We start from the raw sequence: 24,823 nt of genomic DNA on the forward strand, positions 1-24,823 counted from the left end.
TTCGAGACGGCGCTACGCGCAACCTCACCGGGAGGTCGAGCCTGTTGTCAGCATTCTCGGAATGCGGAGTCCTGATCCCACCGAGAAACGAGCCTGTGTGCCCTGATGCGGGCATCGACATCAGGGACGTGCGTGCGGCCCGATCGATGATACCGGTGTCCGCTGCGCTTGCTACTGCGCCCGTCGCCGCGGCGGACGCGGTTGTTCGGCGCGGGCGTCCGGTGGGGCCTGTTGCGCGGTGTTGCTCGGACCGAACAGCACCCGGGTCGGATTGCGGTCGAAATTGTTCACCGCGCGGCTGATGTCGGCCAGCGTGCGGCGGCCGTCGAGGATCAGCGTGGCCGAGCGCTTGTCGAGGTTGTCGGCGAGTTCGCGGAACGACTTCACGGCCTGGAACAGCTCGCCGCCGTCCTTGCCCCCGGCCAGCGCGTCGATGCCCTGCATCACGCTGTCGGTCTTGGCGATCACGCTGTCGACCCGCGACACGATACTGTCGATCTTGTCGGAGCTGCGCGCCAGTCCCGACGTGAAGGTCTGCAAATTCTCCAGCGAGGTCTTCACCGATTCCTGATTGTCTGCGACCAGGCGGTTGACGTTGCGCAGCGTCGCCTTGATCGACTCGGAGATGTCCTGAAGCAGTTCGGGATCGGCGGTGAGCACCGGAGTGCCGTCGTCGTCGAGCGGCACCGGCGGGGCGGTTTCCGAGCCGCCCTTCAACGAAATCGCGGCGACGCCGGTCAGGCCCTGGAATTCCAGACCGACCTGGGTGTCCTTGCGGATCGGCGCGGTGTTCTCGACCATCGCCAGCGCCACCACCCGGCGCGGATTGTCGAGCTTCACCGACACCACCTCGCCGACCCGGACGCCGTTGAAGTTGACGCTGCCGCCGTTGCGCAGGCCCGAAGCCGCCCCCTCGAACACCACCCGCAGCGGGCTGCGCGCCTTGGTGGTGTGCAGGCTCTGAAACCACAGCACGAACCCGAGCGCCGCGGCGATCACCGCGAGGGTGAACGTCCCGATCAGGAAGTAATTCGCACGCGTTTCCATTCGCCTCTACTCCACACCAGTTCGCGGCGCCGCCGGCTCGCGGGCCGCCGCGTCGCGCAGCAGGCTTTGAGCGCAGATTGCGGAAGCAAAACGACGCACCCACGGTGCGACGATCGAAATTTCCAGGCGCAGCCCGATCATGGCGAACCGACCACCGCACGGGCACGCTTGCCGTGGAAATAAGAACGCAGCCACGGATGCTGCGAGGCCTGCATGTCGGCGATGGTCCCGGCCGCGATCACCTTGCCGTCCCCCAGCACCGCGATGCGGTCGCAGGCGGTATGCAGGCTGTCGAGGTCGTGGGTTACCATGAAAACCGTCAGGCCCAAAGTGCGCTGCAGCGTCCGCACCAGCTCGTCGAAGTCGCCGGCCCCGATCGGGTCGAGGCCCGAGGTCGGCTCGTCGAGAAATACCAGCTCCGGATCGAGCGCGAGCGCACGCGCCAGCGCCACGCGCTTGATCATGCCGCCGGACAGTTCCGACGGATAGCGGTCGATCACCTCCGGCTTCAGTCCGACCATCACCAGCTTGGCGATGGTGATTTCGTCGAGCAGCCGCTGCGACAGCTTGAGATATTCCCGCACCGGGAACTGGATATTCTGCCGCACGGTGAGCGACGAAAACAACGCGCCCTGCTGGAACAGGATGCCCCAGCGCCGCTCGACGCCGCGGCGCTCGGCCTTGCCGGCCTTGTCGAGGTCGATGCCGAACACCTCGATGCTGCCGCTGAGCTTCGGCACCAGGCCGATGATGGTGCGGGTCAGCACCGACTTGCCGGCGCCGGACGGGCCGACGAAGCCGAGGATCTCGCCGCGGCGCACGTCGAGATCGAGGCCGTTCAGCACCTTGGTGGCGCCGAACTGCACGGTGACGTCGCGCACCCGGATGATCGAATCGGCCGCTGCCGTCATCGTCAGATTCCAATTCCCGCAAAGAAGATCGCGAACACCCCGTCCATCACGATCACGAAGAAGATGCTCTTCACGACCGAGGCGGTGGTGTGGCGGCCGAGCGACTCGGCGCTGCCCTGCACCGCCAGCCCCTCGACGCAGGCGACGATGCCGATCACCGCCGCCATCACCGGCGCCTTGATCATGCCGACGGTGAAATGATCGATCGAGATCGCGTCGCGCAGCCGCAGCAGGAACGCCTCCGGATCGACGCCGCCGTACAGCCAGGCGACCAGGCCGCCGCCATACAGCGCCGCCATCGCGCCGAGGAAGGTGAGGATCGGCACCGCCAGCACCAGCGCGATCAGCCGCGGCACGATCAGCACGTCGATCGGATCGAACCCCATGGTGCGCAGCGCGTCGATCTCCTCACGCATCTTCATCGAGCCGAGTTCAGCCGTATAGGCGCTCCCCGACCGGCCGGCCACCATGATCGCCACCAGCAGCACGCCGAGTTCGCGCAGCACCAGGACGCCGAGCATGTCGACCACGAAGACATCGGCGCCGAACTTGCGGAAATGGAAGATGCCCTGCTGCGCCACGATGCAGCCGATCAGGAAGGTGATCAGCAGGATGATCGGCACCGCGTTCCAGCACACCTGTTCGAGGTGGTGGACGGTCGAGGTCAGCCGGAACGAGGTCGGCCGGATCACGATCCGGCCCAGCCCGGCCAGAACCGCTCCCATCATGCTGATCAGCGCGACGATGTCGTCGAAGAACGCATACATGGTGCGACCGAGGCGCTCGATCGGCGCGCGCAGCGCCCCGCCTCGCTTCGGCGCGGGCCCGCTTTCGCTGACCTGCCGGACTTCGTCGACCAGGCTGGCATAGTTGGCTGACAGCCCGGCAATCCGTGCCTCGGCGCCGGCCTGGCCGAGATTGCGCCGCAGCCGTTCGATCAGCCAGGCGCCGAAGGTGTCGAGCCGCGCGATGCCGGAGACGTCGATGAAGACGTCCGGCTTGCTGCCGCCGAGCTGTTCCGCTTCAGTGACCAGCCGCTCCAGTACCGGCGCGAACCGCGCCGTCCACGATCCCGAGGCGCACAGCGCCAGCCCTTCGGCACGCGCGATCCGTTCGAGCGACGGTCCGCCCTCCAACGCTATCTGCTGTGTCATTTTGAGCCAATCCGGGTTCGACCGTCACCTTGCGGGACAAGCGCTTTACCAGCCATACTTGTCAGCTCCGGGCAACCCTCGGTTTGAGCTGACAAGGCCTGCAAATGAACTCCCTGATAGCGCCCGAACTGACCGGGCGCATCGAACGCTGGCCGATCGCCGGCGCTTTCAACATCAGCCGTGGAGCCAAGACCGAAGCGATCGTCGTGGTGGCCGAACTGCGCTGCGGCGACCATGTCGGCCGCGGCGAATGCGTGCCCTATGCGCGCTATGGTGAGACGCCGGAGGGCGCGCTCGCCGCGCTGGAAGCGATGCGCGGGCCGCTCGCCGATGGCCTCGATCGCGCCGCGCTGCAGGCCGCGATGCCGCCCGGCGCCGCCCGCAATGCGCTGGATTGCGCCCTCGTCGATCTGGAAGCGAAGGCGAGCGGCCGGCGGGCCTGGGAGTTGCTCGGCAGCGCGCCGCCGCGCCCGGCGACGACGGCCTACACGATTTCGCTCGGCACGCCCGAAGCGATGGCCGAGGCCACCGTGAAGGCCGCAGCGCGGCCGCTGCTCAAGATCAAGCTCGGCGGCGACGGGGATGATGCACGGATCGCTGCGGTGCGCCGCGCCGCGCCGAATTCCGAACTGATCGTCGATGCCAACGAAGCGTGGACGCCGGACAATCTCGCCCGCAACCTCGCCGCCTGTGCGGATGCCGGCGTGACACTGGTCGAGCAGCCGCTTCCGGCCGGCCGCGACGAAGCGCTGGGCACGATCGCGCGTCCCATCGCGGTGTGCGCCGACGAGAGCGTGCACGACCGCGCTTCGCTCGCCGCGCTCTGCGGCCGCTACGATGCGGTCAACATCAAGCTCGACAAGACCGGCGGACTCACCGAGGCGCTGGCGATGGCCGAGGCGGCGCAGGCGCTCGGCCTACAGATCATGGTCGGCTGCATGGTGGCGACGTCGCTGGCGATGGCGCCGGCGATGCTGCTGACGCCGTTCGCCCGCTTCGTCGATCTCGACGGCCCGCTGCTGCTGGCGCGCGACCGCGACGACGGCCTGCGCTACGACGGCAGCACGGTCTATCCGCCCGACGCGGCGCTGTGGGGCTGAGCGGCGCCCGCCGGCGCCAGCAATCGTCGGCGCATCAGCACCAGCACCACCGCACCGGCGAGGCCCATCGCCGCCATCATGTCATAGACCGCGAGGCCGTAGCGGGCGAACACCGCGCCGGAGGCAATCGACGCGCAGCTCATCACCAGCCCGGTCGCCGCGGTGTAGTAGCCCTGCCCGCGCGCGATTACATGGCCGGGCACGTGGCGGACCAGCAGCCCCATGGTGCCGACCTGGGTGAGGCCGAAGGTCAGACCGTGAAGTAACTGTACCGCGGTGAGCAGCGCCAGCGACGGATCCTGCGCGGTGACCAGCCAGCGCAGCACCGCGCTCAGCCCGCCGCCCAGCATCAGCCACATCGGCGACCAGGTGAACCGCGGCGACAGCGCGAACACCACGATCTCGGCGACGACGCCGAGCACCCACAGCACCGCGATCGTCGCGCCGCCGAGGCCGGCGTCCTGCCAGACGATCGACGCGAAAGTGTAGTATGCGGCGTGGCTGCCCTGGATCAGCGCCGCCGCGATGATGATCGCCAGGAAGGTCGGATTGCGCAGCAGCGCCGAGCCGCGCTGCGGCGTCGCCGATTTGGCCGGCGCATCGAGCGGCCGCAGGCCGAAGCCCGCCACCGCGCCGAGCCAGGCGGCGGCGGCGATCAGCCAGATCAGATGCTCCGGCGCCACCACGTCGGCGAGCACGCCGCTGACCAGCGCACCGGCGATGAAGGCGGCGGAGCCCCACAGCCGCAGCGGCCCGTAGTTCAGCCCGTAGCGCGCCACCGCCTTCAGCGCGTAGCCGTCGGTGAGCGGGACGATTGGCGTCCAGGCGCAGGCGGTGAGCACGAACACCACGAAGATCAGCAACGGCCCACGTATGATTCCGAGGAGGGTGAAGCCGAGCGCTGTGATCAGTGCGGTGATGATCATTGCGACGCGAATCGCATTGCGCCGTTCGGCCGCCGCGGTGATGAAAGGCAGCAGCGTGAAGCGCGTCACCGCCGGCGCCGCGACGATCACGCCGATCCAGGAAGCCTCGATTCCAACGGCTTTCAGCCACACCGTGAAGAACGGCAGGTAGGTGCCGGTGACCGCGAAGGTGGTCGCGTAGAACAACGCGAGCCGGGATGCGAATCGTGTCGCGGCCGGCGATGGGGTGGGGATTTGTGATTCGAAAGACATCAATTCAATTGCGATTCGACGCGGATCGTGGTGATCGTTATCGTGACGCGCAGTGATTTGTGCAACGAGTCCATGATGGCTGACGAAGCATTCGCCCTTTCGCCGATCTCCGCCCGACCGGCGATGCCGAGTGATGCGGACTACGACGCGATCCGCGAAGCCTTCATGGAGACCTCGCGCGGCCGCTGGTTCCTCACCGAATACGCCAAGCGCAACCGCAATGCCGACACCAGCATGGTGCTCGACGCGGTGGCGCGGATCGAACAGACGCTCGCCGCACAGAAGCAGGCGCAATCCGATTCAGCGGCCGAGACGCTGGCGGCGCTGCGCGCGGTGATCGGCGAGGCGCGCGCCAACGTCGCCCGGGCGGTCGCGGCGCTGGACGATACGGCCACGCTGGCGGCGGCGCATCGCGGCAGCCGGGCGATCAGCGAGGTCGCTGCCACTTTGCGCGAATGCGGCGCCGACTCCCGGATCTGCGATCTGCTCGACCAGCAGGTCGCCGCCATCGACGGCGGTCACCGGCTGGTGGCGGCGATCGATCGCACGGCGATCGAAGCTGCGTTCGACCGGATGCTGCAGCATGTCGCAGCGATCTCGGGTGCTGCGCCCGACGCGGCGGCGCCCGAGCCGCCCCCCGCGGCGGCGACGCCCGCATCCGCGACCGACACCATGCCGGCTCCGGTGGCCGAGCTGCAGCAGCCGGCACCTCAGGCCGCTGCTGCCGAGCCCCCCGCGCAGTCCGCTGTGCCACCGCAGCCGGTCTCATCTCAGCCAGTCTCACCGCAGTCTCTCCCGACACAGTCTCTCCCGCCGCAGCCTGACGCCTTGCAGGCAGCCGCCCCCGTCGCGCCGGCGGCCGAGGCTGAGACCGGATTCACGGTGGTGACCGGCACTGCGGCTGACGAACTCGAGTTCGTCGAACCGGCGGACGAGACCACGGCGACCGACGCCCCTACGACCACCGCGGCCCCGGCGGCAGAACTGGAAGTTGCGGCTGCGGAGGTCGCAGAGCTCGAAACACCGGCTGTCACCGGCCGGATCACCCAGCAGAGCGACGCCGAGGATCTGCTCGACGAAGTGGTGGCTCTGGACGCCGAAGGCTCCGAAGACGACGCCATGCTCGACCTGGTCGCCCGCGAGATGTCGGCGCCCGACGTCTCGGCGCCGTACCGGCCCGAGGACGACGCCTACGCGGCGGCTGCGGCCAGCACCGCCGAGGAGATCGAGTCCGACATCGTCGCGCTGCAGCAGGCGCTGAACGAAGAGATCGAGCTTGCGCCGGAACCGATCGCTCGCGGCGACGCTCCGCCGTCCGTCGACGATCCGTTCGCGGCGCCCCCCGAGGCCGAGCCGGTCTTCGATCCGGTTGGCGAGATCGGTGAAGCGGCGCCCTTGGTGGCCTCGGCCGAGCCGATCGCCGTGCATGCGGCCGCTGCGCCGGTAGCGATGGCCACCGCGGCTGGCGCCGAAGAAGTCACCCCCGCGGCTCTGACCTCGCTCGGCGCCGCGGCGATTGCCAGCGGCGCGATTGCGGCCCCGCCGCCGATGCGCAGCGACGCGCTGGTGCCGATCCGGCGGATGAGCCAGGCCGAGAAGATCGCGTTTTTCTCGTAATCGCGCGTTCTTCTCGTAATCGGCCTAGGCGCGAGCGCGCCTCGACATCAGGCGATCAGCCGGGCGAACAGATCGGCGTCGACATTGCCGCCCGACAGCACGATCGCGACAGTCTTGCCGCGCACGTCCAGCTTGCCGGCCAGCAGCGCCGCCAGCGCCACCGCGCCGCCCGGCTCCACCACCAGCTTCAGTTCCCGGAACGCGAACCCGACCGCACGGCCGACCTCGGCATCCGACGCCGCGACGCCGCCGGCGAGCAGCACGCGATTGATCGCGAAAGTGACCTCGCCCGGGATCGACATCATCAGCGCGTCGCAGATCGTGCGGCCGCCGGACGGATTCGATTCGCGCCGGCCCGCCACCAGCGAGCGGGCGTGGTCGTCGAAGCCCTCCGGCTCGGCCGACATCGCCAGCGCCTGCGGGAAACGCGCCTTGACGGCGAGCGCGGTGCCGGCCACCAGCCCGCCGCCCGAAGCCGGCGCCACCACCAGGTCGGGTTCGATACCCAGCGCGGCGAGGTCTTCGGCGATTTCGCGGCCGACCGTGCCCTGCCCGGCGATCACCATCGGATCGTCGAACGGCCGCACCAGCGTCGCGCCGCTGCGCCCCGCGATGTCGCGGGCGATCGCCTCGCGGTCCTCGCGGTCCCGATCGTACAGCACCACCTCGGCGCCATAGCCGGCGGTGCGCTCGCGCTTGGAGGCCGGCGCGTCCGACGGCATCACGATGGTGGCGTGGACGCCGAGCAATTGCGCCGCCGCGGCGACGCCCTGGGCGTGGTTGCCGGAGCTGAATCCGACCACGCCGGCGCGCCGGAGCTCCGGCGTGAGCGACGCCAGCTTGTTGTAGGCGCCGCGAAACTTGAACGAGCCGGTGCGCTGCAGGACTTCCGGCTTGAGGAAGACGCGGCCGCCGGTGGCGGCATCGAGTGCCGGCGAAGTCAGCAACGGCGTCCGCACCGCGACAGGCGCGAGTACTTCGGCAGCCGCATCGATATCGGCGACGGAAACGGGCAACACAGCGGGATTGATCATGACCGCCATCTAACGCGCAGCGGCGCGCGCCGACAAGGTGCGATGATACGTTCGGCTCAGGCCACCAGACAGTGCGGCTTGGCGCCTTGCGGGTTGGCCCGGGCCGAATCCAGCATCGACACGCAGCGCACGTTGTCGATGAAGGCCTGCGCCGAGGCTTCCCAGGTGTGATCGGCCGCAAAGCCGAGACACGCCTCCCGCGAGATCTCCAGCGCGCCGAGGCACGCCGCGTGCAGATCCTCGCTGAGCACGCCGACCGGCTCGTCGCCGATCACATCGCGCGGCCCGGTCACCGGATAGGCCGCGACCGGTACGCCGCTGGCGAGCGCTTCGAGCAGCACCAGCCCATAGGTGTCGGTCTTGCTCGGAAATACGAACACGTCGGCGGCGGCATAGACCTGCGCCAGGGCGTCGCCCTGTCTGGCGCCGAGGAACACCGCATTCGGAAAGTCGCGCTCCAGCGCCGCCCGCGCCGGGCCGTCGCCGACCACCACCTTGGTGCCGGGCAGATCGAGCGACAGGAAGGCTTCGAGGTTCTTCTCGACCGCGACACGGCCGACCGACAGGAACACCGGCCGCGGCAGGCCGAGATCGGCGCCCTCGCGCGGGTGAAACAGATGCCCGTCGACGCCGCGCGGCCACAGCACGACATTGCGGAAGCCGCGGCCGCGGAGCTCGTCGGCGAGCGCCGGCGTCGCCGCCATCACCGCATGGCTGGCGCCGTGAAACCGGCGCAGCAGCGACCACACCCAGGACTCCGGGATCGGCGCCCGCGCCGAGACGTATTCGGGGAAGCGGGTGTGGAAGCTGGTGGTGAAGCGCAGGCCGCGCTTGCGGCAATAGCGCCGCGCCGCGAGCCCGATCGGCCCTTCGGTGGCGATGTGGATGCAATCGGCCTGCGCAGCGTTGATCAGACGCGCGACGCGGATCGGATTGGGGATCGCAATCCGCAGGTCTGGATAGCTCGGCAGCGCCATCGTCGGAAACGTCTCGGGCGTGAGGAACACGACCTCGACGCCGAGCGATTTCGCCGCCTCGGCCATCATCGTCAGCGTCCGCACCACGCCGTTGACCTGCGGGTGCCAGGCGTCCGTCGCGATCAGGATACGCATCAGGCGGCCCGCGCCGCGACCGTCGGCACCGGCAGATTGCGCTTCAGCAAATCGGTCCAGGTGATGATCTCGAACCGGCCGTCCTCGTGCTCGGCGAGCGCGGTGCAGCTTTCGACCCAGTCGCCGCAGTTCATGTAGTTGATGCCGTGGAAGTCGCGGATTGCAGCGGTGTGGATGTGGCCGCAGATCACCCCGTCGGTGCCGTGGCGGCGGGCCTCCTGCGCCAGCGTCTCTTCGAACGCGCCGATGTAGTTCACCGCGTTCTTGACCTTGTGCTTGGCCCATTGCGACAGCGACCAATACGGCACACCGAACCAGCGGCGGAACGCATTGACGATGCGGTTGAGCCGGATCGCGAGGTCGTAGGCCTTGTCGCCGACATGGGCGAGCCATCTGGCGTTCTGCACCACGAGGTCGAAGATGTCGCCGTGGATCACCAGATAGCGCCGGCCGTCGGCGCCGGTGTGGATCGCGTTCTCGACGACTTCGATGCCGCCGAAATGGGTGCCGTAGTAGTTGCGCAGAAACTCGTCGTGGTTGCCCGGCACGTAGATGATGCGCGCGCCCTTGCGGCCCTTGCGCAGCAGCTTCTGCACGAAGTCGTTGTGCGACTGCGGCCAGTACCAGTTCGACTTCAGTGCCCAGCCGTCGATGATGTCGCCGACCAGATAGATGGTGTCAGCATCGTGGACGCGGAGAAAATCGAGCAGCAGGTTGGTCTGCGATCCTCGTGCACCGAGATGAACATCGGAAATGAACAGGGTGCGAAAGCGCCGTTCCGGACCGTCATCGCTCATCGGTCGTGTCCCATCCAAGGCCGCCCGCGGGCGGCGACGTCTCGAGTCCGGCCTCAGGCCGCCATCGGCGTGACAGTCCGCTCGAAACACACCAGCGTGTAGATGCCGAACGGCTTCAGCTTACGCCGCTCGACCAGGATCGCGTCGGAGGTGGCCTGTGCCCAGGCCTGCAGCCGCGCGAACGGAAATTCAGGACGCAGACCCAGCGCGCGGGTCTTCTGCGCCGCCCAGCGCTCGACCGCGGCGGCCACGCCGACTTCGGAGTAGAGATGATTGACCAGGATGATGCGGCCGCCGGGCTTCACCACGCGATGACACTCCGACAGCACCTGTTCGGGATTGGCCACCAGCGTGATGACGAACTGCGCCACGACGCAATCGAACGTCGCGTCGTCGAACTCCATCGCGTGCGCATCCATCTGGCGCACGTCCTTGACCCACGGATAGCGGCCGGACGCCATCTTGGCACGCGCCTTCTCCAGCATCGGCTCGCACAGATCGATACCGGTAATTTCGGTCGAGGCGTCGTAGTCGTCGAACGACAGTCCGGTACCAACACCGACCTCGAGGATCTTACCACCGTGCGCGCGCGCTTCCGCAGCCGCCGCGCGACGTCCCTTCACCATCACCGGTCCGCACACCGCGTCGTAGATCGGAGCCCAGCGGGCGTAGGCGGTTTCAATCAGGGACTTGTCGAGATCGGGCGTCATCGGTTCCGTTCGAATCGTAAATTACTTACGAATTCGGATTATCAGCCGAGTACGACGACTGGACGACAGCGCACGGTCGCCCGGTTAGGGCCTTAGTCGAAGCCGTGGAAATGATGGATCGGGCCGTGGCCGTGCCCGACCGACAGCCGATCCGCCGCCGCGATCGCGGCGCTGACCCATTGCTTGGCATCGGCCACAGCGGCCTGCAATGACTGGCCTTTGGCGAGGTTGGCGGCGATCGCCGATGACAGCGAGCAGCCGGTGCCGTGGGTGTTGTTCGTCACGATCCGTGGCGCGGCGAGCGCCTGCACCTCGGTTCCAACAAACAGGTAATCGGTGCTGGTCGGGCCGGTTCCATGGCCGCCCTTGATCAACACCGCTTCGCAGCCGAGCGCGAGCAGCCGCCGTCCCTGCCCCTCGATCGCGGCCGGATCTGTGGCGACCGGCTCATCGAGCAGCGCGGCGGCTTCCGGCAGGTTCGGCGTGATGATGCGGGCGCGCGGGATCAGCGCCGTGCGCAGCGCCTCGACGCAGTCGTCGGCGATCAGCCGGTCACCGGAGGTCGCAACCATCACCGGATCGAGCACGACGTTGGCGGCGTGCCAGCGGTCCAGCCCATCGGCGATCACCGCGATCACGCCGCGCTGCGCCACCATCCCGATCTTGGTGGCGGCGACCGCCAGATCGCTGAACACCGCATCGATCTGCGCGGTGACGAAATCGGCCGGCACGTCGTGGATCGCGGTGACGCCGCGGGTGTTCTGCGCCGTCAGCGCGGTGATCACCGAGGCGCCATAGACCCGGTTCGCGGAAAACGACTTGAGATCGGCCTGAATGCCGGCGCCTCCTCCGGAGTCGGAGCCGGCGATGGTGAGTGCGATCGGAATGGCCATCAACATGCTCGATTGAGAAGGGTGTGGACCGGCGGCGCCGATCGCGGTCGTAGCGTGCCCGCGCCGCAGCGGCAAGAGCTTGCGCCGGCAGGGGGTTTTGGGCTTGATGGCGCAAATCAAGCTGCCGGAGAGACCCGCGATGGTGCCGTTTTTCGTCCAGATCAAATGCCAGCTCGGCCAGTCCTACGCCGTCGCCAACGCGATCGCCGAAGCCGAGATCGCCTCGGAGATCTATTCCACCGCCGGCGACTACGATCTGCTGGTGAAGTTCTATGTCGACCGCTCGACCGACATCGGCCATTTCGTCGCCGACAAGGTCCAGGTGGTCCCCGGCATCAAGGACACCCACACCATCATCACCTTCAAGGCGTTCGGCCCGAAGTGATCGCCGGTCACCCGGCCTTGGCCTTGCGCGGCGGCCGGACCGGCCCCTGCACCGGCGGCAGCGACTTGATATAGGCCGCGATCGCCTCGCGGTCGTCCTTGCCGAGCTGCGAGGTGTTGCGGATCACCTGGGCCATCGAGCCGCCGGCGCTGTCGCCTTCCGGCGTCATGCCGGTCTCGAGGAAATAGGCGATGTCGCCGGCGCTCCAGTCGGCGAGCCCCTTCTGGGTGATGTTCGGCACCCAGCCCCTGCCTTCGGGATCGGGTCCGCCGGCGAACCGCTGCGCCGCGACGATGCCGCCGAGCGCATTGCGCGGGCTGTGGCACTCGGCACAGTGGCCGAAGCTATTGACCAGATAAGCGCCGCGATTCCACTGCGCCGATTGCGCCGGATCGGGCGTGAACGGCGTGTCGTCGAAGAACAGCAGTTTCCACAGCCCGACCGCGCGGCGGATGCCGAACGGGAACGGCACCTCGTTCGGCGGCGCCCGGCCGGCCACCGCCGGCAGCGTCTTGATGTAGGCGAACAGGTCGCGGACGTCGTCGAGCCGCGCGTGCGCGTAGGACGGATATGGAAATGCCGGATAGAGATGCACGCCGCCCGGCGCCGTACCCCGCATCACCGCACTGACGAACTCCGCCTCGGTCCATTTGCCGATGCCGTCGTTCGGATTTGGCGAGATGTTCGGCACGTAGAAGGTGCCGAACTCCGACTTCAGCCCCAGCCCGCCGCCGAGCTTCGTGCGATCGTCCTGCTTCGGCGTGGCGTGGCATTCGGCGCAACCACCGGCGTAGAACGCGGTGCGGCCGTTCTCAAGGTTGGCGGTGCGCGCCGGCAGACGGTCGGCCGGCACCGTGGCCGGCATGGTGAGCAGCCAGAACGCAGCGACCGCGATGATCGCCGCAATCAGAATGACAGCTCCGATTGTCCTGGCCACAGCCGATCTCCGCCGCCGACGGCGCTCGCCGCGTTAGCCTTCCTTCTGGCGGAAGTTCTCGTGGCAGCTTCCGCACGCTTTGCCGATCGGCTGCATCGCCGCCTTCAAGGTGTCGACGTCCTTGACCTTGCCCTTGGCGCCGTCGACCGCCTTGGCGAAGTCGGCGATCTCGGTGTCGAATTTTGCGCGCTCGGTCCAGATTTTCGGCGAGGCGCTGTACTTGCTGTCGAACGCCCTCAGGCCTTTGACGCTGTCCGGAAACAGCTTGGGCAGATCCTTGGCGGTCTCGTCGAACTGCTTGAGCGCCGCATCCACTGCGGCCTGATCGTAAGGTTTCTCGCCCTTGGCGATGGCGCCGAGCACCATCATGTTCCGCCCGTTGTCCTTCATCAGTTTCTGGGTCTTGTCGACCAGATCCTGCTGCGCCATCACGGCGCTCGCCGTCAGCACCAGGGCTCCGGCAACGATCACAGTTCGTAACATCCAGACGTCCTCCCGCTTGGTTGTTTTCAACTCGGTCATGCGCCGCCGGTTCGGCAGCCTTTCATCGGTGGCTTGACGCCACTCTTGTCGACCCGCTCCGACAGCCGCCGCATCACAGACGATGCAGGCGCTCGTGCTCGCGGATCGCCATCCACACCCGCTCCGGCGTCGCCGGCATGTCGATGTGCTCGATCCGGTATTCCCGCCACAGCGCGTCGATGATCGCATTCATCACCGCCGGGCACGAGCCGATCGCGCCGGCTTCGCCCGCGCCCTTCACCCCCATCGGATTGGTCGCGCAGGGCACGTTGTGGGTCTCGAAGGTGATCGGCGCGCCATCGGCCGCGCGCGGCAGCGCGTAGTCCATGAACGAGCCGGTGACGAGCTGGCCGTCCTCGGCGTTGTACACCGCCTGCTCCATCAGCGCCTGGCCGATGCCCTGGATGGTGCCGCCATGGACCTGCCCGGCGAGCAGCAGCGGGTTCAATGTCACGCCGAAATCGTCGACGATCACGTAGTTGACGATCCTGATCCTGCCGGTCGCCGGATCGAGTTCGATCTCGACCAGATGCGTGCCGTTCGGATAGGTGCCGTCGGCACTGGAGAAGGTTGCGCTGGCGTCGAGTTTGGCCGGATCGACGCCGGGCCGCTTGGCGAGATCGGCGAAGCTGATCGAGCGGTCGGTGCCGGCGATCCGGATCGTGCCGTCACTGATTTCGAGATCGGCGGCGCTGGTCTCCAGCGCGTCGGCCGCGATCTCGCGAAGCTGCTCGCCGAGCTGATGGGTGGCGCGCTGCACGCTGACGCCGCCGGACGGGATCGAGGCCGAACCGCCGGTGCCGAGCCCGGTCGCGATCCGGTCGGTGTCGCCCTGCACCACCCGCACCCGCTCCTGCGGTACGCCGAACTGCTCGGCGACGATCTGCGCATAGGCGGTCTGGTGGCCCTGACCGCTCGACTGCGTGCCGATCAGCACGGTGATGTCGCCGTCCGGATCGAGTACCACCTTGGCGGTTTCCTCGCCCATGGTGCCGCAGACCTCGACGTAAGAGGCGAGCCCGATGCCTCGGACCAGCCCCTGCTTCCTGGCAGCCTTGGCGCGCTTGCCAAAATCCTTCCAGTCGCCGATCTCCATCGCACGCTTCAGATGCGCGGCGAAGTCGCCGGAGTCGTACACCTTGCCGGTCGCGGTCTTGTAGGGGAGCTTGCGCGGCGGGATGAAGTTCTTGCGCCGGATCGCATCCGGCGACATCGACAATTTGCGCGCGCAGGCATCGACCAGACGCTCGACCACATAGGCCGCTTCGGGACGGCCCGCACCGCGATAGGCATCGACCGGCACGGTGTGGGTGAACACGGTGCGGATCCGGCAGTGGAACGCCTGGATGTCGTACAGCCCCGGCAGCATGCCGGCTCCGCCGTAGGGAATGTAGGGTCCAAAGGTCGACAGATAGGCGCCGACGTCGCCGATCAGGTCGACATCCATCCCGAGAAACCTGCCGTCTTCGGCGAGCGCCATCCGCGCCGTGGTGACGTTGTCGCGCCCCTGCGAGTCGCCGACGAAATGATCGCCGCGATCGGCGGTCCACTTCACCGTCTTGCGCAGCTTTCTGGCGGCAACCGCGAGCAGCGCGTATTCGCGATACGGAAACAGCTTGGTGCCGAAACCGCCGCCGACATCCGGACAGACCACCCGCATCTTCTCGACCGGGATCTTCAACACGGTCTGGCACAGGATATCGCGCAGCCGGTGACTACCCTGGCTGCCGACCGTCAGCGTGAAGTGATCGCCCTTGGCATCATACTCACAGACGGCCGCGCGGGTTTCCATGTAGTTGGTGACGATGCGCGGATTGACGATGCGGATTTCGGCGATCGCATGGGCCTTGGCAAACGCCTGTTCGGTCGCGGTCTTGTCGCCGATGTTGGCATCGAACAGCACGTTGCCGGCATGATCCGGCCATACCTGCGGGGCACCGGGCTTGACCGCATTGGCGGCGCCGACCACTGCGGGAAGCGGCGTCCACTCGACCGCGATCGCCTCCAGTGCATCGCGGGCATGGGCCAGCGTGTCTGCGACCACGAACGCGATCGCGTCGCCGACGTGGCGAACCTCGTCGCGCGCCAGGATCGGATAGTCCGGTCCCTTGAACGGCTTGTCCGGCAGATTGAACAGGCACGGCAGGCCGCCGAGATCGGCGACGTCGTCCGCCGTCAGGATCGCCAGCACGCCGGGCAGCGCGCGGGCTGCGCTCGCATCGAGCTTGAAGGTGGCATGGGCATGGGGCGAGCGCAGCATCAGCGCGTGGGCGGACGACACCGGAGCCACGTCGTCGGTGTAGCGGCCCTTGCCGCGGATCAGGGGATCGTCCTCTTTGCGCAGCACGCTCTGGCCGACGCCGAACTTGGTGGGAGCCAACTTGGTGGGAGCCATGGGACCGTCACCTCCGATGCGAGTTGGCACCATCTTGCAGCGGATCGGTCACCGGAGCAAACGCGCAGACCGAACCAAGGACCGCGAACACCTAATTATGACGCGGGCGAAAACTGCGGCGACCAGACCACCGAGGCGGCAGCGATCACGATGTGACGTCACGCTGCGGTTCACTGGAAGCAATAGTGAACGGCCAAACAGAAAGGCGCATCGGTCGCCCGATACGCCTTTCAATGCGAGCCGTCTCGAAGAGGCCGGGCGTCGCCGCCCGCCGCAACGATCTCAGTAACAGATCACCCGGCCGTACACCGGGTTGAACACGCAGCCGCCGTAATAGCCACGACCGCGCCCACGGTAGTAGCCACGGCCACGACCGCGGCCACGATAGTAGCCGCGACCACGACCGCGGCCCCGGCCGCGCCCACGCTGAGCTTCGGCCTTGCTGGTGCTGGCGGTCAGGAACAGCGCCGAGGTACCGACGAGGCTGAAGCCATAGATCACGGTCAACGTCACGGCCGCGAGAACGCGCGTCGTCAATCCCTTACGTGGCTTGGAGGCAGTTTGAGCCATTGAGTTTCTCCCAGTCGTTGGGCACGTTACCGTCATACCCGGTTGTTGGTGCACGACATCATGATGACGGTTCAAATGCGCGGGGCGGATTGAGCCCATGAGCGAATTTCACCGGCAAGCTTATGATCAAGCAGCGGTTTCGGTCAAGCCGCGGCTGCATCAGACGCGAATCGACGGGGCCAACCATTAACGGCGAAAGTTGTTCCCCAGGTGGCCGAACGGTGCACTCTCGGCGAGTGTGCAGTGCGAAAACGGCCGCGTTTGAAGACAAGGTGGAATATGCCGTGCAACGCCTCGGCAATGTCCAACTTCCACGCACAAGCTATCCATGCAATCGATGTGAACCGCACGCCGCCGTGGGTCGACTGTCAGAAGTGACGTCCCGCGCCTCGTCCGCGGCCCCGCCGCGCCTTTAGAAAAGCAGCCCATGTCCCGTCAGCACACCTACGTCCTCGGCCTCAACACCTACGATCACGACGTCAGCGCCTGCCTGCTCCGCGACGGCGAAATCGCCTTCGGCATCGCCAAGGAGCGCATCACCCGCGAGAAGCACGCATCAGGCTTCTACAGGGAAGTGATCGACTATTGCCTGAACGCCGAAGGCATCACCATGGCGGACGTCGATCTGGTGGTGCGCAATTGCTACATCCTGCCGGTGCCGGAGATGGAGGACCGGCTGGTGTTTCAGGACATGCCGGGCTTTCTGCCGGAATACGAGCGCGGCGAGGCCACCAGGCATCCGCTGTTCCGCAACCACACCAACAAGGTCGCGACGATCTCGCACCACCTCGCGCACGCCTACAGCGCGTTCGCGCCGTGCCCGTTCGAGGAAGGCGTGGTGATGATCGTCGACGGCGTCGGCAGCTACCGGGCCGATGTCGACGAACCCTTTCCCGGCGACGATGCCTCGCCGCTCGCCCGCGAATCCGAGAGCTACTACAAATTCAGCGGCACCAAACTGGAATGCCTGAAGAAGGTCTGGATGGAGCCGGAGCGCGGCTTCCTCAGCGACGAGTTCTACAACATGCCGGGCCTTGGGGCGTATTACAGCCGCGCCTCGACTTACGTGTTCGGCGACTGGAACAAATGCGGCGAGCTGATGGGACTGGCGCCTTACGGCCGCCCCGGCGCGATGCCGCCGATGCTGCAGTTCGAGGGTGGCAAGCTCACCGTGCCGCGCTGGACGCCCGAGTTGAACCAGCCCTACATCATGGACAGCGCCGGCAAGTGGGAAGACAACCCGTCGATGCGGCACTGGGAAGACCTCGCCTGGCGGGTGCAGGACGACACCGAGCGCGTGCTGCTGGAACGGGCGCGCTGGCTGCGCGAGACCACCGGCGCCAAGAACCTGTGCATCGCCGGCGGCGTTGCTCTGAACTGCGTCGCCAACGGCCGGATCGCCCGCGAGGCGGGCTTCGAGAATGTCTGGATCCAGCCCGCGGCCGGCGACGACGGCATCGCGATCGGCTGCGCTTACTACGGTCATCTGGTGATCCAGCAGAAGCAGCGCGGCTTCGAGATGAAGCACGCCTATATCGGCCGGCCGTATTCGGACGCCGAGGTCGAGGAAGCGACGCAGCGGTTCTTCGTCAAGCCGCAGATCAACATCGTTCGCTCCAGCGAGGTCTACAAGGAAACGGCACGGCTGCTCGCCGACCAGAAGGTCATCGGCTGGTTCCAGGGCCGCTCGGAATTCGGCCCCCGCGCGCTCGGCCATCGCAGCCTGCTCGCCGATCCGCGCAAGGCCGAAATGAAGGACATTCTCAACAGCCGGGTGAAGCATCGCCAGCCGTTCCGCCCGTTCGCGCCGATCGTCCTCAAGGAGCGCGCCGATGAGATCTTCGAGGGCAGAGGCGACTCGCCGTTCATGCTGATGGCCAAACCGGTGGCGCCGGAATGGCGCGACAGGATTCCGGCGGTGGTCCACGTCGACGGCTCGGCCCGGGTGCAGACGGTGGACGAAGAGACCGCGCCCGACCTCTATTACATCCTGAAGGAGTTCGAAGCGCTGACCGGCGTCCCGGTGCTGGTCAACACCTCGTTCAACATCAAGGGCGAGCCGATCGTCGAGACGCCGCGCGACGCGATGGCCTGCTTCCTGACCACCGGCATCGACCATCTGGTGATGCACGACACCATCGTGTCGAAGAACAAGGCGCACCGCTTCATCAATCCGGTGCTGCAGGTGTATTCCGACGTCACCAATCTGGTGCGATCGACCACCGCGGCATGATCAGCCGCGCAGCAGCCGCTTGATCGCGCGCGGCCCGAACAGGATCAGCAGCGCGGCGCCGTAGGTCACGGCGCCGACGCCGATCAGCAGCGCCAGCGCCACCTCGCTGCGCAGCGCCGGGAGCTGCGCCAGATACGGCGCAGACAGCCACGCGGTCAGCCACAGCCCGGCCGCGAGCACGACGCCGGTGACGGCGAATTTCACGACCGCGCGCACCAGTTCGCGGTCGAACGCGAAATAGCCGGCGCGGACCGAGAAGCCGAGCACCAGCAGCAGATTGATCCAGGTGCCGGCGGCAGTGGCGAGCGCGAGGCCGACCTGCGCCAGCGGGCCCATCAGCAGGAACTTCAGCACCACATTGACGCCGATGCCGATCAGCGCCGCCTTCACCGGCGTCGCGGTGTCCTTGCGGGCATAGAACGGCGCCACCGCGCTGCGGATCATCACCGCGGGCACCAGCGCCGCCGCATAGGCCGCCAGCGTTGCCCCGGCCGCCAGCGCATCGGCGCTGGAGAACGCGCCGCGGGCGAACAGCGCCCGCATGATCACGTCCGGCACGGTCAGGAACGCCGCGACGAACGGCACCGAGAACAGCAGCGCGAACTCGAAGGCGCGGCGCTGCGACGCCCTTGCGCCGGAATCGTCTCCGGCGGTGAGCTGGCGCGACATCTCCGGCAGCAGCACGGTGCCGATCGCGATGCCGATGACGCCGATCGGCAACTGGTACAGCCGGTCGGCGTAGTACAGCGCCGACAGCGCTCCGACCGGCAGGAAGGTGGCGATGATCGTGTCGGCGAACATCGCGATCTGGGTGCCCATCGAGCCGATCGTCGCCGGCCCGAGCGCGCGGAAGAATCCGCGAACATCCTCATCGAGCTTCGGCCTGGCGAACCGCGGCAGGCCGCCGTGCAGCGACAGATCGCCGGCGAGCAGGAGATACTGCAGCACGCCGGAGATCAGCACGCCCCAGGCGGCCGCATGGCCGGCGCTCGGGAAGAACGCCGCGAGCGCCAGCGTCGCCATCATCGAGATGTTGAGAAAGATCGAGGCGGCGGCCGCCGAGGCGAAGCGCTGCATCACGTTGAGGATGCCGCCATACAGCGTCACCAACGTAATCAGCAGCAAATAGGGGAAAGTGATCCGCGTCAGCTCGATCGCGAGCCCCCGCTGCTCCGGCTCGTCGGTGAAGCCCGGCGCCAGGATGCTCATCATCTGCGGCATGAAGGCGAGCGCGACCGCCAGCAGCACGAGCTGCGAGACGAACAGCAGCGTGAAGATGCGGTTCGCGAACAGCCTGGCGGACTGTTCGCCCTTCTCGCCGTGGACATGCGCATAGGCCGGCACGAAGGCGGCGTTGAACGCGCCCTCGGCGAAGATCGCCCGGAAATGGTTGGGCAGCCGCAGCGCGACGAAGAACGCATCCGCCACCGGACCGGCGCCGAGGATCGCCGCCAGGATGATGTCGCGGGCGAAACCTGTCAGGCGCGACAGCAAAGTGAAGCCGCCGACGGTGAAGATGCGCTTGAGCATGGTGCGCTTCTACAGGAAGTCGCGACACCGCAAAACAGGAATGGGAGCCGGCGCCCGCCCCATCATCCGCACGTCATTCCGGGGCGCGCCCGTGAGGGCGCGAACCCGGAATCCCGAGGTGGTGGGAACACCCTATCGGCAACCGCGAGATTCCGGGTTCGCGAACTTCGTTCGCGCCCCGGAATGACGGTGGTTAGCGTCCAACCGCGCCGCGCACCGCCTGGATCACGCGGTCCTGGGTCGGCGCATCGAGATAGGCGTGCATCGGCAGGGCGATGACGTCGCGCGACAACCGCTCGCACACCGGCAGGCCGCCGTCGGCGACCGGGAAGCCGCGATACGCGGTCTGCTGATGCATCGACTTCGGATAGTAGATCGCGGTCGGAATGCCCTGCGCCTTCAGCGCTGCGGCAAAGCCATCGCGATCGACGCCGTGCGGCAGGCGAATAGTGTACTGCGCCCACACCGAGGTGCAGTCCTCCGCGAGCCGCGGAACGGTGACGACATCCGCCAGCGCCTTGGAATAGCGCTCGGCCACCACGTTGCGCGCGGCGATCTCGTCCTCGAAGATCGACAGCTTCTGCAGCAGGATCGCCGCCTGGATGGTGTCGAGCCGGCCGGTCAGGCCGAGCCGGACGTTGTCGTATTTATCGCTGCCCTGGCCGTGGACGCGGACGCTCTTCAATGCCTCGGCGAGTTCGGCGTCGTCGGTGAAGATCGCACCGCCGTCGCCGAAGCAGCCGAGCGGCTTGGCCGGGAAGAAGCTGGTGGCGGTGGCGAGGCCGAAGGTGCCGAGCCGTTTGCCGCGATAGCTCGCACCGAAGCCCTGCGCCGCATCGTCGAGGACGAACAGCCCCTCGTCGGCGGCGACCGCCGCGACGGCGGCGTGATCGGCCGGCTGGCCGAACAGATCGACCGGAATGATCGCGCGGGCCTTGAGGCCGAGCTTCCTGGCGGAGCCGATGCCGCGCTTCAGCGAGGCGATGTCGATGTTGAAAGTGACTTCGTCGACATCGACGAACAGCGGGGTCGCGCCGGTCAGCGCCACCGCTTCGCCGGTCGCGCAGAACGTGAACGACGGACACAGCACCGCGTCGCCCGGGCCGATGCCCTTGGCCATCAACACCATCAGCAGCGCGTCGGTGCCGCTGGAGCAGGTCACCACATGGCGGGCGCCGCTGAACTTCGCCAGCACCGCTTCGAGTTCGATGACTTCAGGGCCGTTGAGGAACTGATAGTGGTTGAGAACGCGCGCGACCGCCTCGTCGATTCCGGCACCCAGCCTGCGGCGCTGCGCGCCGACGTCGATGAAAGGCACCGGATCGTTGCGGAGATGCTGGTTCATGAGACCTTGCCGGGTTCGGATGAAAGGGCGCTCGGGAGTGTCGTGACGTCTTCGGCCTAGCCGGCAGCGCGCAGCGGCGCGGCGGACGCCGTCGCGGCGGGCCGGGCCGGCTGTTCGAGGCACTGGATCGCGATTTCGAGGCTAGCGACGCCCTCCTGGCCCGTGACGGCGGGGGTGCCGTTGCTGCGCACCGCGTTGACGAACGCGATCAGTTCGGCGCGCAGCGGCTCGTCGTGGCCGACCGGCAGATGCCGCATCGAATAGCTGCCGTCGGCCTTGAAGCCGAAGCACTCGGTGACCTGCCGGGTCAGCAGGTCGCCCATCACGTATTTGCCGCGGGTCGCGACCGTGACGGTGCGCGCCTTGAACGGCGTCAGCCAGTTGGTATTGATGTGGGCGAGCACGCCGGAGGCGGTGCGGAACTGCAGCAGCGCGATGTCTTCGCGCTCGGCGACCGCGCTGGAGAGCTGCGGCTGCACCTCAGTGATTTCCGAATCTGTGAACCAGCGGATCAGGTCGATGTCGTGGACCGCAAGGTCGATCACCACGCCGACATTCGACATCCGCGGCGGGAACGGGCCGACCCGGGTGATGCCGATCGACAGGATGTCCTCGTCGCGAAGCGCCTGCTTGATCGCCGCGACCGCAGGATTGAAGCGCTCGACATGGCCGACCATCAGGGTCACGCCGGCCTTTTCGGCGGCTGCGACGATCTCGCGTCCTTCCGCCACGGTCGAGGCGATCGGCTTCTCGACCAACACGTGGATACCGCGACCGATACAGGTCAGCGCCACTTCGTGGTGCAGATGGGTGGGCGCCGCGATGGTCACGGCGTCGACCCCGGCCAGCAGCAATTCATCGAGCGTTGCGAACGTCTTGCAGCCGATCAGCTCGACCGCGCGGTCGCGGTGCTCCGGCAGCGGATCGACGATCCCGACCAGCGAAACGCCCGGTAGCCCAGCAAGCACACGCCCATGGTTGGTGCCCATCACCCCAGCGCCAATCACGCCGATTCGGAGCGAGGGAGTCTTGGCCGATGCAGTGCTGGAAGTCATGGCGGCGCGCCTTGGAAATTGAAGGTGCGGCTTCCTAGCACGCGGCCACAGATGTGGCGAACGTTCGGGAAACTTTCCCAAACACGTTTTGATTCAGTTAATTACACCAAACAGCCAAGACGCGCATTAGACGCAAGAAGCTACACCTGATGATAGCGGCGGAACCAGGCGACGAAGGCCCCGATCCCGTCCTCGATCGGGGTCGACGGCCGGAAGCCGACATCCCGCACCAGCGCCTCGACATCCGCAAAGGTTGCCGGCACGTCGCCGGGCTGCATCGGCAGCATCTCCCTGACCGCCGGGCGCCCGAGTGCGCGCTCGAGCAGCGCCACGACATGCATCAGCTCTTCCGGGCTGTGATTGCCGACATTGTACACCCTGGCGGGGGCATGGCCGTCGCGGCCGGTCGGAACCAGATCGATCAGCCGGGTCACGACCCGGGTCACGTCGTCCACATAGGTGAAGTCGCGCCGCATCTGGCCGTGATTGAACAGCTTGATCGGACGGCCCTCGGTGATCGCCTTGGCGAACAGATACAGCGCCATATCTGGCCGGTACCAGGGCCCATAGATGGTGAAGAACCGCAGCCCGGTGGTCGGCAGCCGGTACAGATGGCTGTAGCAGTGCGCCATCAGCTCGTTGGCCTTCTTGGTCGCGGCGTACAGGCTGATCGGGTGGTCGGTCGGATCATCCACCGAGAACGGCAGCTTGGTGTTGGCGCCATAGACCGACGACGACGACGCGTAGATCAGGTGCTCGCAGCCATGGTGCCGGCACCCTTCCAGCACGTTGAGGAACCCCTCGAGGTTGGAGTCGGCGTAGTCGTGCGGATGGCTCAGAGAATGCCGCACCCCGGCCTGAGCGGCGAGATGAATCACGACCGGAAAACGGCGTGTTGCGAACAACTCCGCCGTCGCCGAACGGTCGGCGAGGTCGCCGCGGACAAAACTGAAACCGGGATAAGGCGTCAGCAGATCGAGCCGGGCCTGCTTCAACGCGGGATCGTAATAGTGGTTGAGGCTGTCGAGACCAACGACCGAGCGTCCCGCCTCCAGCAGTTCGCGCGCCACATGAAAGCCGATGAAGCCGGCCGCTCCGGTGACCAGGACCGCTTGCTCTGTCATCTCGTTCCTGCCCGCCATTCGCGACCCGCTGCGCGAGCCTGTTTAGCCAGCAGCCGACACCAGCGGCAAGCGGAACCGCCGCGCTCTTGCCAGATCGGGAGCAAGTCCCTACCAAGGCGGCGGCTTTCGCGATGGTCGGGCGCGCCGCTCGTTCTTGACGATCTGTTAACCTCTGTTCTGCGACCCCCCATGCGCCGGATTGTATTCTCAGCCGCGAAGATTCTGGTTTCGGCGGCGCTGCTGTATTTCGCGCTCCGCAAAGCCGACTTCGCCGCGCTCCCCGCGCGGATCGACGCCGCAAGCATCGGGTGGCTGGCGCTGGCGCTGGCGGTTGCCCTGTTTCAGGTTTTCGTCGGCACGTTGCGTTGGCGGACGATCAGTGTGGGCAGCGGCGCACCGCTCGGTCTGCCGCAGGCGTTCCGCTACAATATGATCGGCGCGTTCTTCAACCAGACGCTGCCATCGGCCATCGGCGGCGATGCGATGCGGTTGTGGCTGGTGGCTCGCGCCGGAGCCGGATGGCGGACCGCCGCCTATTCGGTCTTCGTCGACCGCGCGATCGGTCTCATCGCGCTGGCAGTGCTGATCATGTGCACCCTTCCTTGGTCGTTGGCGCTGATCGGCAATCCCGAGGGACGGCTCGGGCTGGTGCTGCTCGATGCCGTCGCGCTCGGCGCCGGCGTGGTATTTCTGGCGCTGCATCTGCTGCCGTTCGACCTGCTGACCCGGATCTGGGCGACCCGCCATTTCCACACGTGCTCGCAGATTGCCAGCGACTTGCTGTTTCGCAGCCGGAGCGGTCCATGGCTGGCGCTGATCTCGCTGTCGATTCACGTCCTGGCAGTCGTGGTCGCCTGGTGCGTCGCGCGCGCGATCGCGTCGCCGACCGATTTCACGCAGTTGCTGTTTCTCGTTCCCCCGACCATGCTGATCACGATGATCCCGATCTCGATCGCGGGCTGGGGCGTTCGGGAGGCCAGCATGGGGTTGGCGTTCGGCTATGCCGGCCTCGATGCCGGTGACGGCGTCGCCGTCTCGTTGCTGTTCGGAGCAGTGTACTTCCTTTTGGGCGGGTTCGGCGGCCTGGTCTGGATCTTCAGCGCAGAGAAGGCGGCCAAGGGAGACGCAGAGATCAAGGTGCCGGAGTAACCTGATGAATTCAGCCATGGTCGAT

The 24,823-nt window shown here is 67.1% G+C and carries 23 protein-coding genes; 5 read left to right on the forward strand and 18 right to left on the reverse strand.

Annotated elements, in window-relative coordinates:
* Positions 1-171: 171 nt before the first annotated feature.
* Genes DU475_RS04985 through DU475_RS04995 form a run of 4 tightly spaced genes read right to left on the reverse strand, consistent with a single transcriptional unit; the run spans position 172 to position 3,112 of the window.
* On the reverse strand, positions 172-1,047 hold the full coding sequence (locus tag DU475_RS04985; protein WP_013503877.1) for an MlaD family protein: 876 nt from the start codon (positions 1,045-1,047) through the stop codon (positions 172-174).
* A gap of 6 nt (positions 1,048-1,053) precedes the next feature.
* On the reverse strand, positions 1,054-1,188 hold the full coding sequence (locus tag DU475_RS24455; protein ID WP_283805246.1) for a hypothetical protein: 135 nt from the start codon (positions 1,186-1,188) through the stop codon (positions 1,054-1,056).
* Positions 1,185-1,958, reverse strand: a complete 774-nt coding sequence (locus tag DU475_RS04990; protein ID WP_164631003.1) for an ABC transporter ATP-binding protein — start codon at positions 1,956-1,958, stop codon at positions 1,185-1,187. Before DU475_RS04990 ends, DU475_RS24455 begins: the two co-directional genes overlap by 4 nt.
* A 2-nt stretch (positions 1,959-1,960) precedes the next feature.
* Complete coding sequence (locus DU475_RS04995) at positions 1,961-3,112, reverse strand: ABC transporter permease (protein ID WP_047308619.1); 1,152 nt, start codon at positions 3,110-3,112, stop codon at positions 1,961-1,963.
* 104 nt (positions 3,113-3,216) lie between these two features.
* On the opposite strand from DU475_RS04995, the gene dgcA reads away from it, so the two are divergent.
* Entirely contained in the window at positions 3,217-4,212 is a 996-nt protein-coding gene (gene dgcA, locus DU475_RS05000; RefSeq protein ID WP_164631005.1) for an N-acetyl-D-Glu racemase DgcA, read from the forward strand.
* Here dgcA and DU475_RS05005 read toward each other — a convergent pair.
* Positions 4,182-5,390, reverse strand: a complete 1,209-nt coding sequence (locus DU475_RS05005) for an MFS transporter (protein ID WP_164631007.1) — start codon at positions 5,388-5,390, stop codon at positions 4,182-4,184. The genes dgcA and DU475_RS05005 overlap by 31 nt on opposite strands.
* A 75-nt stretch (positions 5,391-5,465) precedes the next feature.
* On the opposite strand from DU475_RS05005, the gene DU475_RS05010 reads away from it, so the two are divergent.
* Positions 5,466-7,007: a hypothetical protein gene (locus DU475_RS05010; protein WP_164631009.1), complete on the forward strand. Its 1,542-nt coding sequence runs from the start codon at positions 5,466-5,468 to the stop codon at positions 7,005-7,007.
* A 47-nt stretch (positions 7,008-7,054) separates the two neighbouring features.
* Here the strand turns inward: DU475_RS05010 and DU475_RS05015 are convergent, their stop codons facing one another.
* From DU475_RS05015 to thiD, 5 genes are all read right to left on the reverse strand, one after another.
* Positions 7,055-8,050 carry a threonine/serine dehydratase family protein gene (locus DU475_RS05015; RefSeq protein WP_164631011.1) on the reverse strand — a complete coding sequence of 332 codons (996 nt, stop codon included), beginning with the start codon at positions 8,048-8,050 and terminating at the stop codon, positions 7,055-7,057.
* A gap of 47 nt (positions 8,051-8,097) precedes the next feature.
* Positions 8,098-9,153, reverse strand: coding sequence for a glycosyltransferase family 4 protein (locus tag DU475_RS05020; protein ID WP_164631013.1), 1,056 nt, complete (start codon positions 9,151-9,153; stop codon positions 8,098-8,100).
* Complete coding sequence (locus DU475_RS05025) at positions 9,153-9,950, reverse strand: UDP-2,3-diacylglucosamine diphosphatase (protein WP_013503885.1); 798 nt, start codon at positions 9,948-9,950, stop codon at positions 9,153-9,155. The genes DU475_RS05020 and DU475_RS05025 overlap by 1 nt, the downstream gene beginning before the upstream one ends.
* 53 nt (positions 9,951-10,003) lie before the next feature.
* A complete protein-coding gene (locus tag DU475_RS05030) occupies positions 10,004-10,660 on the reverse strand; it encodes a class I SAM-dependent methyltransferase (RefSeq protein WP_013503886.1) in 657 nt (218 codons plus the stop codon).
* A 92-nt stretch (positions 10,661-10,752) separates the two neighbouring features.
* Complete coding sequence (gene thiD / locus DU475_RS05035) at positions 10,753-11,553, reverse strand: bifunctional hydroxymethylpyrimidine kinase/phosphomethylpyrimidine kinase (protein ID WP_013503887.1); 801 nt, start codon at positions 11,551-11,553, stop codon at positions 10,753-10,755.
* A gap of 139 nt (positions 11,554-11,692) precedes the next feature.
* Here thiD and DU475_RS05040 point away from each other — a divergent pair, with 139 nt between their 5' ends.
* The gene (locus tag DU475_RS05040) at positions 11,693-11,938 is read left to right on the forward strand and encodes an Lrp/AsnC ligand binding domain-containing protein (protein ID WP_013503888.1); all 246 of its coding nucleotides are present in this window, start codon (positions 11,693-11,695) and stop codon (positions 11,936-11,938) included.
* A 7-nt stretch (positions 11,939-11,945) separates the two neighbouring features.
* Here the strand turns inward: DU475_RS05040 and DU475_RS05045 are convergent, their stop codons facing one another.
* From DU475_RS05045 to DU475_RS05060, 4 genes are all read right to left on the reverse strand, one after another.
* Entirely contained in the window at positions 11,946-12,875 is a 930-nt protein-coding gene (locus DU475_RS05045; RefSeq protein WP_164631016.1) for a c-type cytochrome, read from the reverse strand.
* Between the two features lie 33 nt (positions 12,876-12,908).
* Complete coding sequence (locus DU475_RS05050; RefSeq protein ID WP_013503890.1) at positions 12,909-13,358, reverse strand: c-type cytochrome; 450 nt, start codon at positions 13,356-13,358, stop codon at positions 12,909-12,911.
* 112 nt (positions 13,359-13,470) lie between these two features.
* Positions 13,471-15,792 (reverse strand): xanthine dehydrogenase family protein molybdopterin-binding subunit, encoded by a 2,322-nt coding sequence (locus DU475_RS05055; RefSeq protein WP_164631018.1) that lies wholly within the window; start codon positions 15,790-15,792, stop codon positions 13,471-13,473.
* 282 nt (positions 15,793-16,074) lie between these two features.
* Positions 16,075-16,362 (reverse strand): hypothetical protein, encoded by a 288-nt coding sequence (locus DU475_RS05060; RefSeq protein WP_013503892.1) that lies wholly within the window; start codon positions 16,360-16,362, stop codon positions 16,075-16,077.
* A 427-nt stretch (positions 16,363-16,789) separates the two neighbouring features.
* Between DU475_RS05060 and DU475_RS05065 the strand changes: the two genes are divergently transcribed.
* Complete coding sequence (locus tag DU475_RS05065) at positions 16,790-18,595, forward strand: carbamoyltransferase family protein (RefSeq protein WP_164631020.1); 1,806 nt, start codon at positions 16,790-16,792, stop codon at positions 18,593-18,595.
* Here the strand turns inward: DU475_RS05065 and murJ are convergent, their stop codons facing one another.
* From murJ to DU475_RS05085, 4 genes are all read right to left on the reverse strand, one after another.
* Positions 18,596-20,125, reverse strand: a complete 1,530-nt coding sequence (gene murJ / locus DU475_RS05070; RefSeq protein ID WP_164631022.1) for a murein biosynthesis integral membrane protein MurJ — start codon at positions 20,123-20,125, stop codon at positions 18,596-18,598.
* Between the two features lie 193 nt (positions 20,126-20,318).
* A complete protein-coding gene (locus DU475_RS05075; RefSeq protein ID WP_164631024.1) occupies positions 20,319-21,470 on the reverse strand; it encodes a DegT/DnrJ/EryC1/StrS family aminotransferase in 1,152 nt (383 codons plus the stop codon).
* Positions 21,471-21,526: 56 nt separating this feature from the next.
* Positions 21,527-22,525, reverse strand: a complete 999-nt coding sequence (locus tag DU475_RS05080) for a Gfo/Idh/MocA family protein (protein WP_164631026.1) — start codon at positions 22,523-22,525, stop codon at positions 21,527-21,529.
* Positions 22,526-22,665: 140 nt separating this feature from the next.
* The gene (locus DU475_RS05085; protein WP_164631028.1) at positions 22,666-23,649 is read right to left on the reverse strand and encodes an NAD-dependent epimerase; all 984 of its coding nucleotides are present in this window, start codon (positions 23,647-23,649) and stop codon (positions 22,666-22,668) included.
* A gap of 189 nt (positions 23,650-23,838) precedes the next feature.
* On the opposite strand from DU475_RS05085, the gene DU475_RS05090 reads away from it, so the two are divergent.
* Positions 23,839-24,798: a lysylphosphatidylglycerol synthase transmembrane domain-containing protein gene (locus tag DU475_RS05090; RefSeq protein ID WP_164631051.1), complete on the forward strand. Its 960-nt coding sequence runs from the start codon at positions 23,839-23,841 to the stop codon at positions 24,796-24,798.
* Positions 24,799-24,823 lie beyond the last annotated feature (25 nt).

Origin of the sequence: Rhodopseudomonas sp. WA056, from assembly GCF_010906995.1 — a bacterium.
Lineage (GTDB): Bacteria > Pseudomonadota > Alphaproteobacteria > Rhizobiales > Xanthobacteraceae > Rhodopseudomonas > Rhodopseudomonas palustris_G.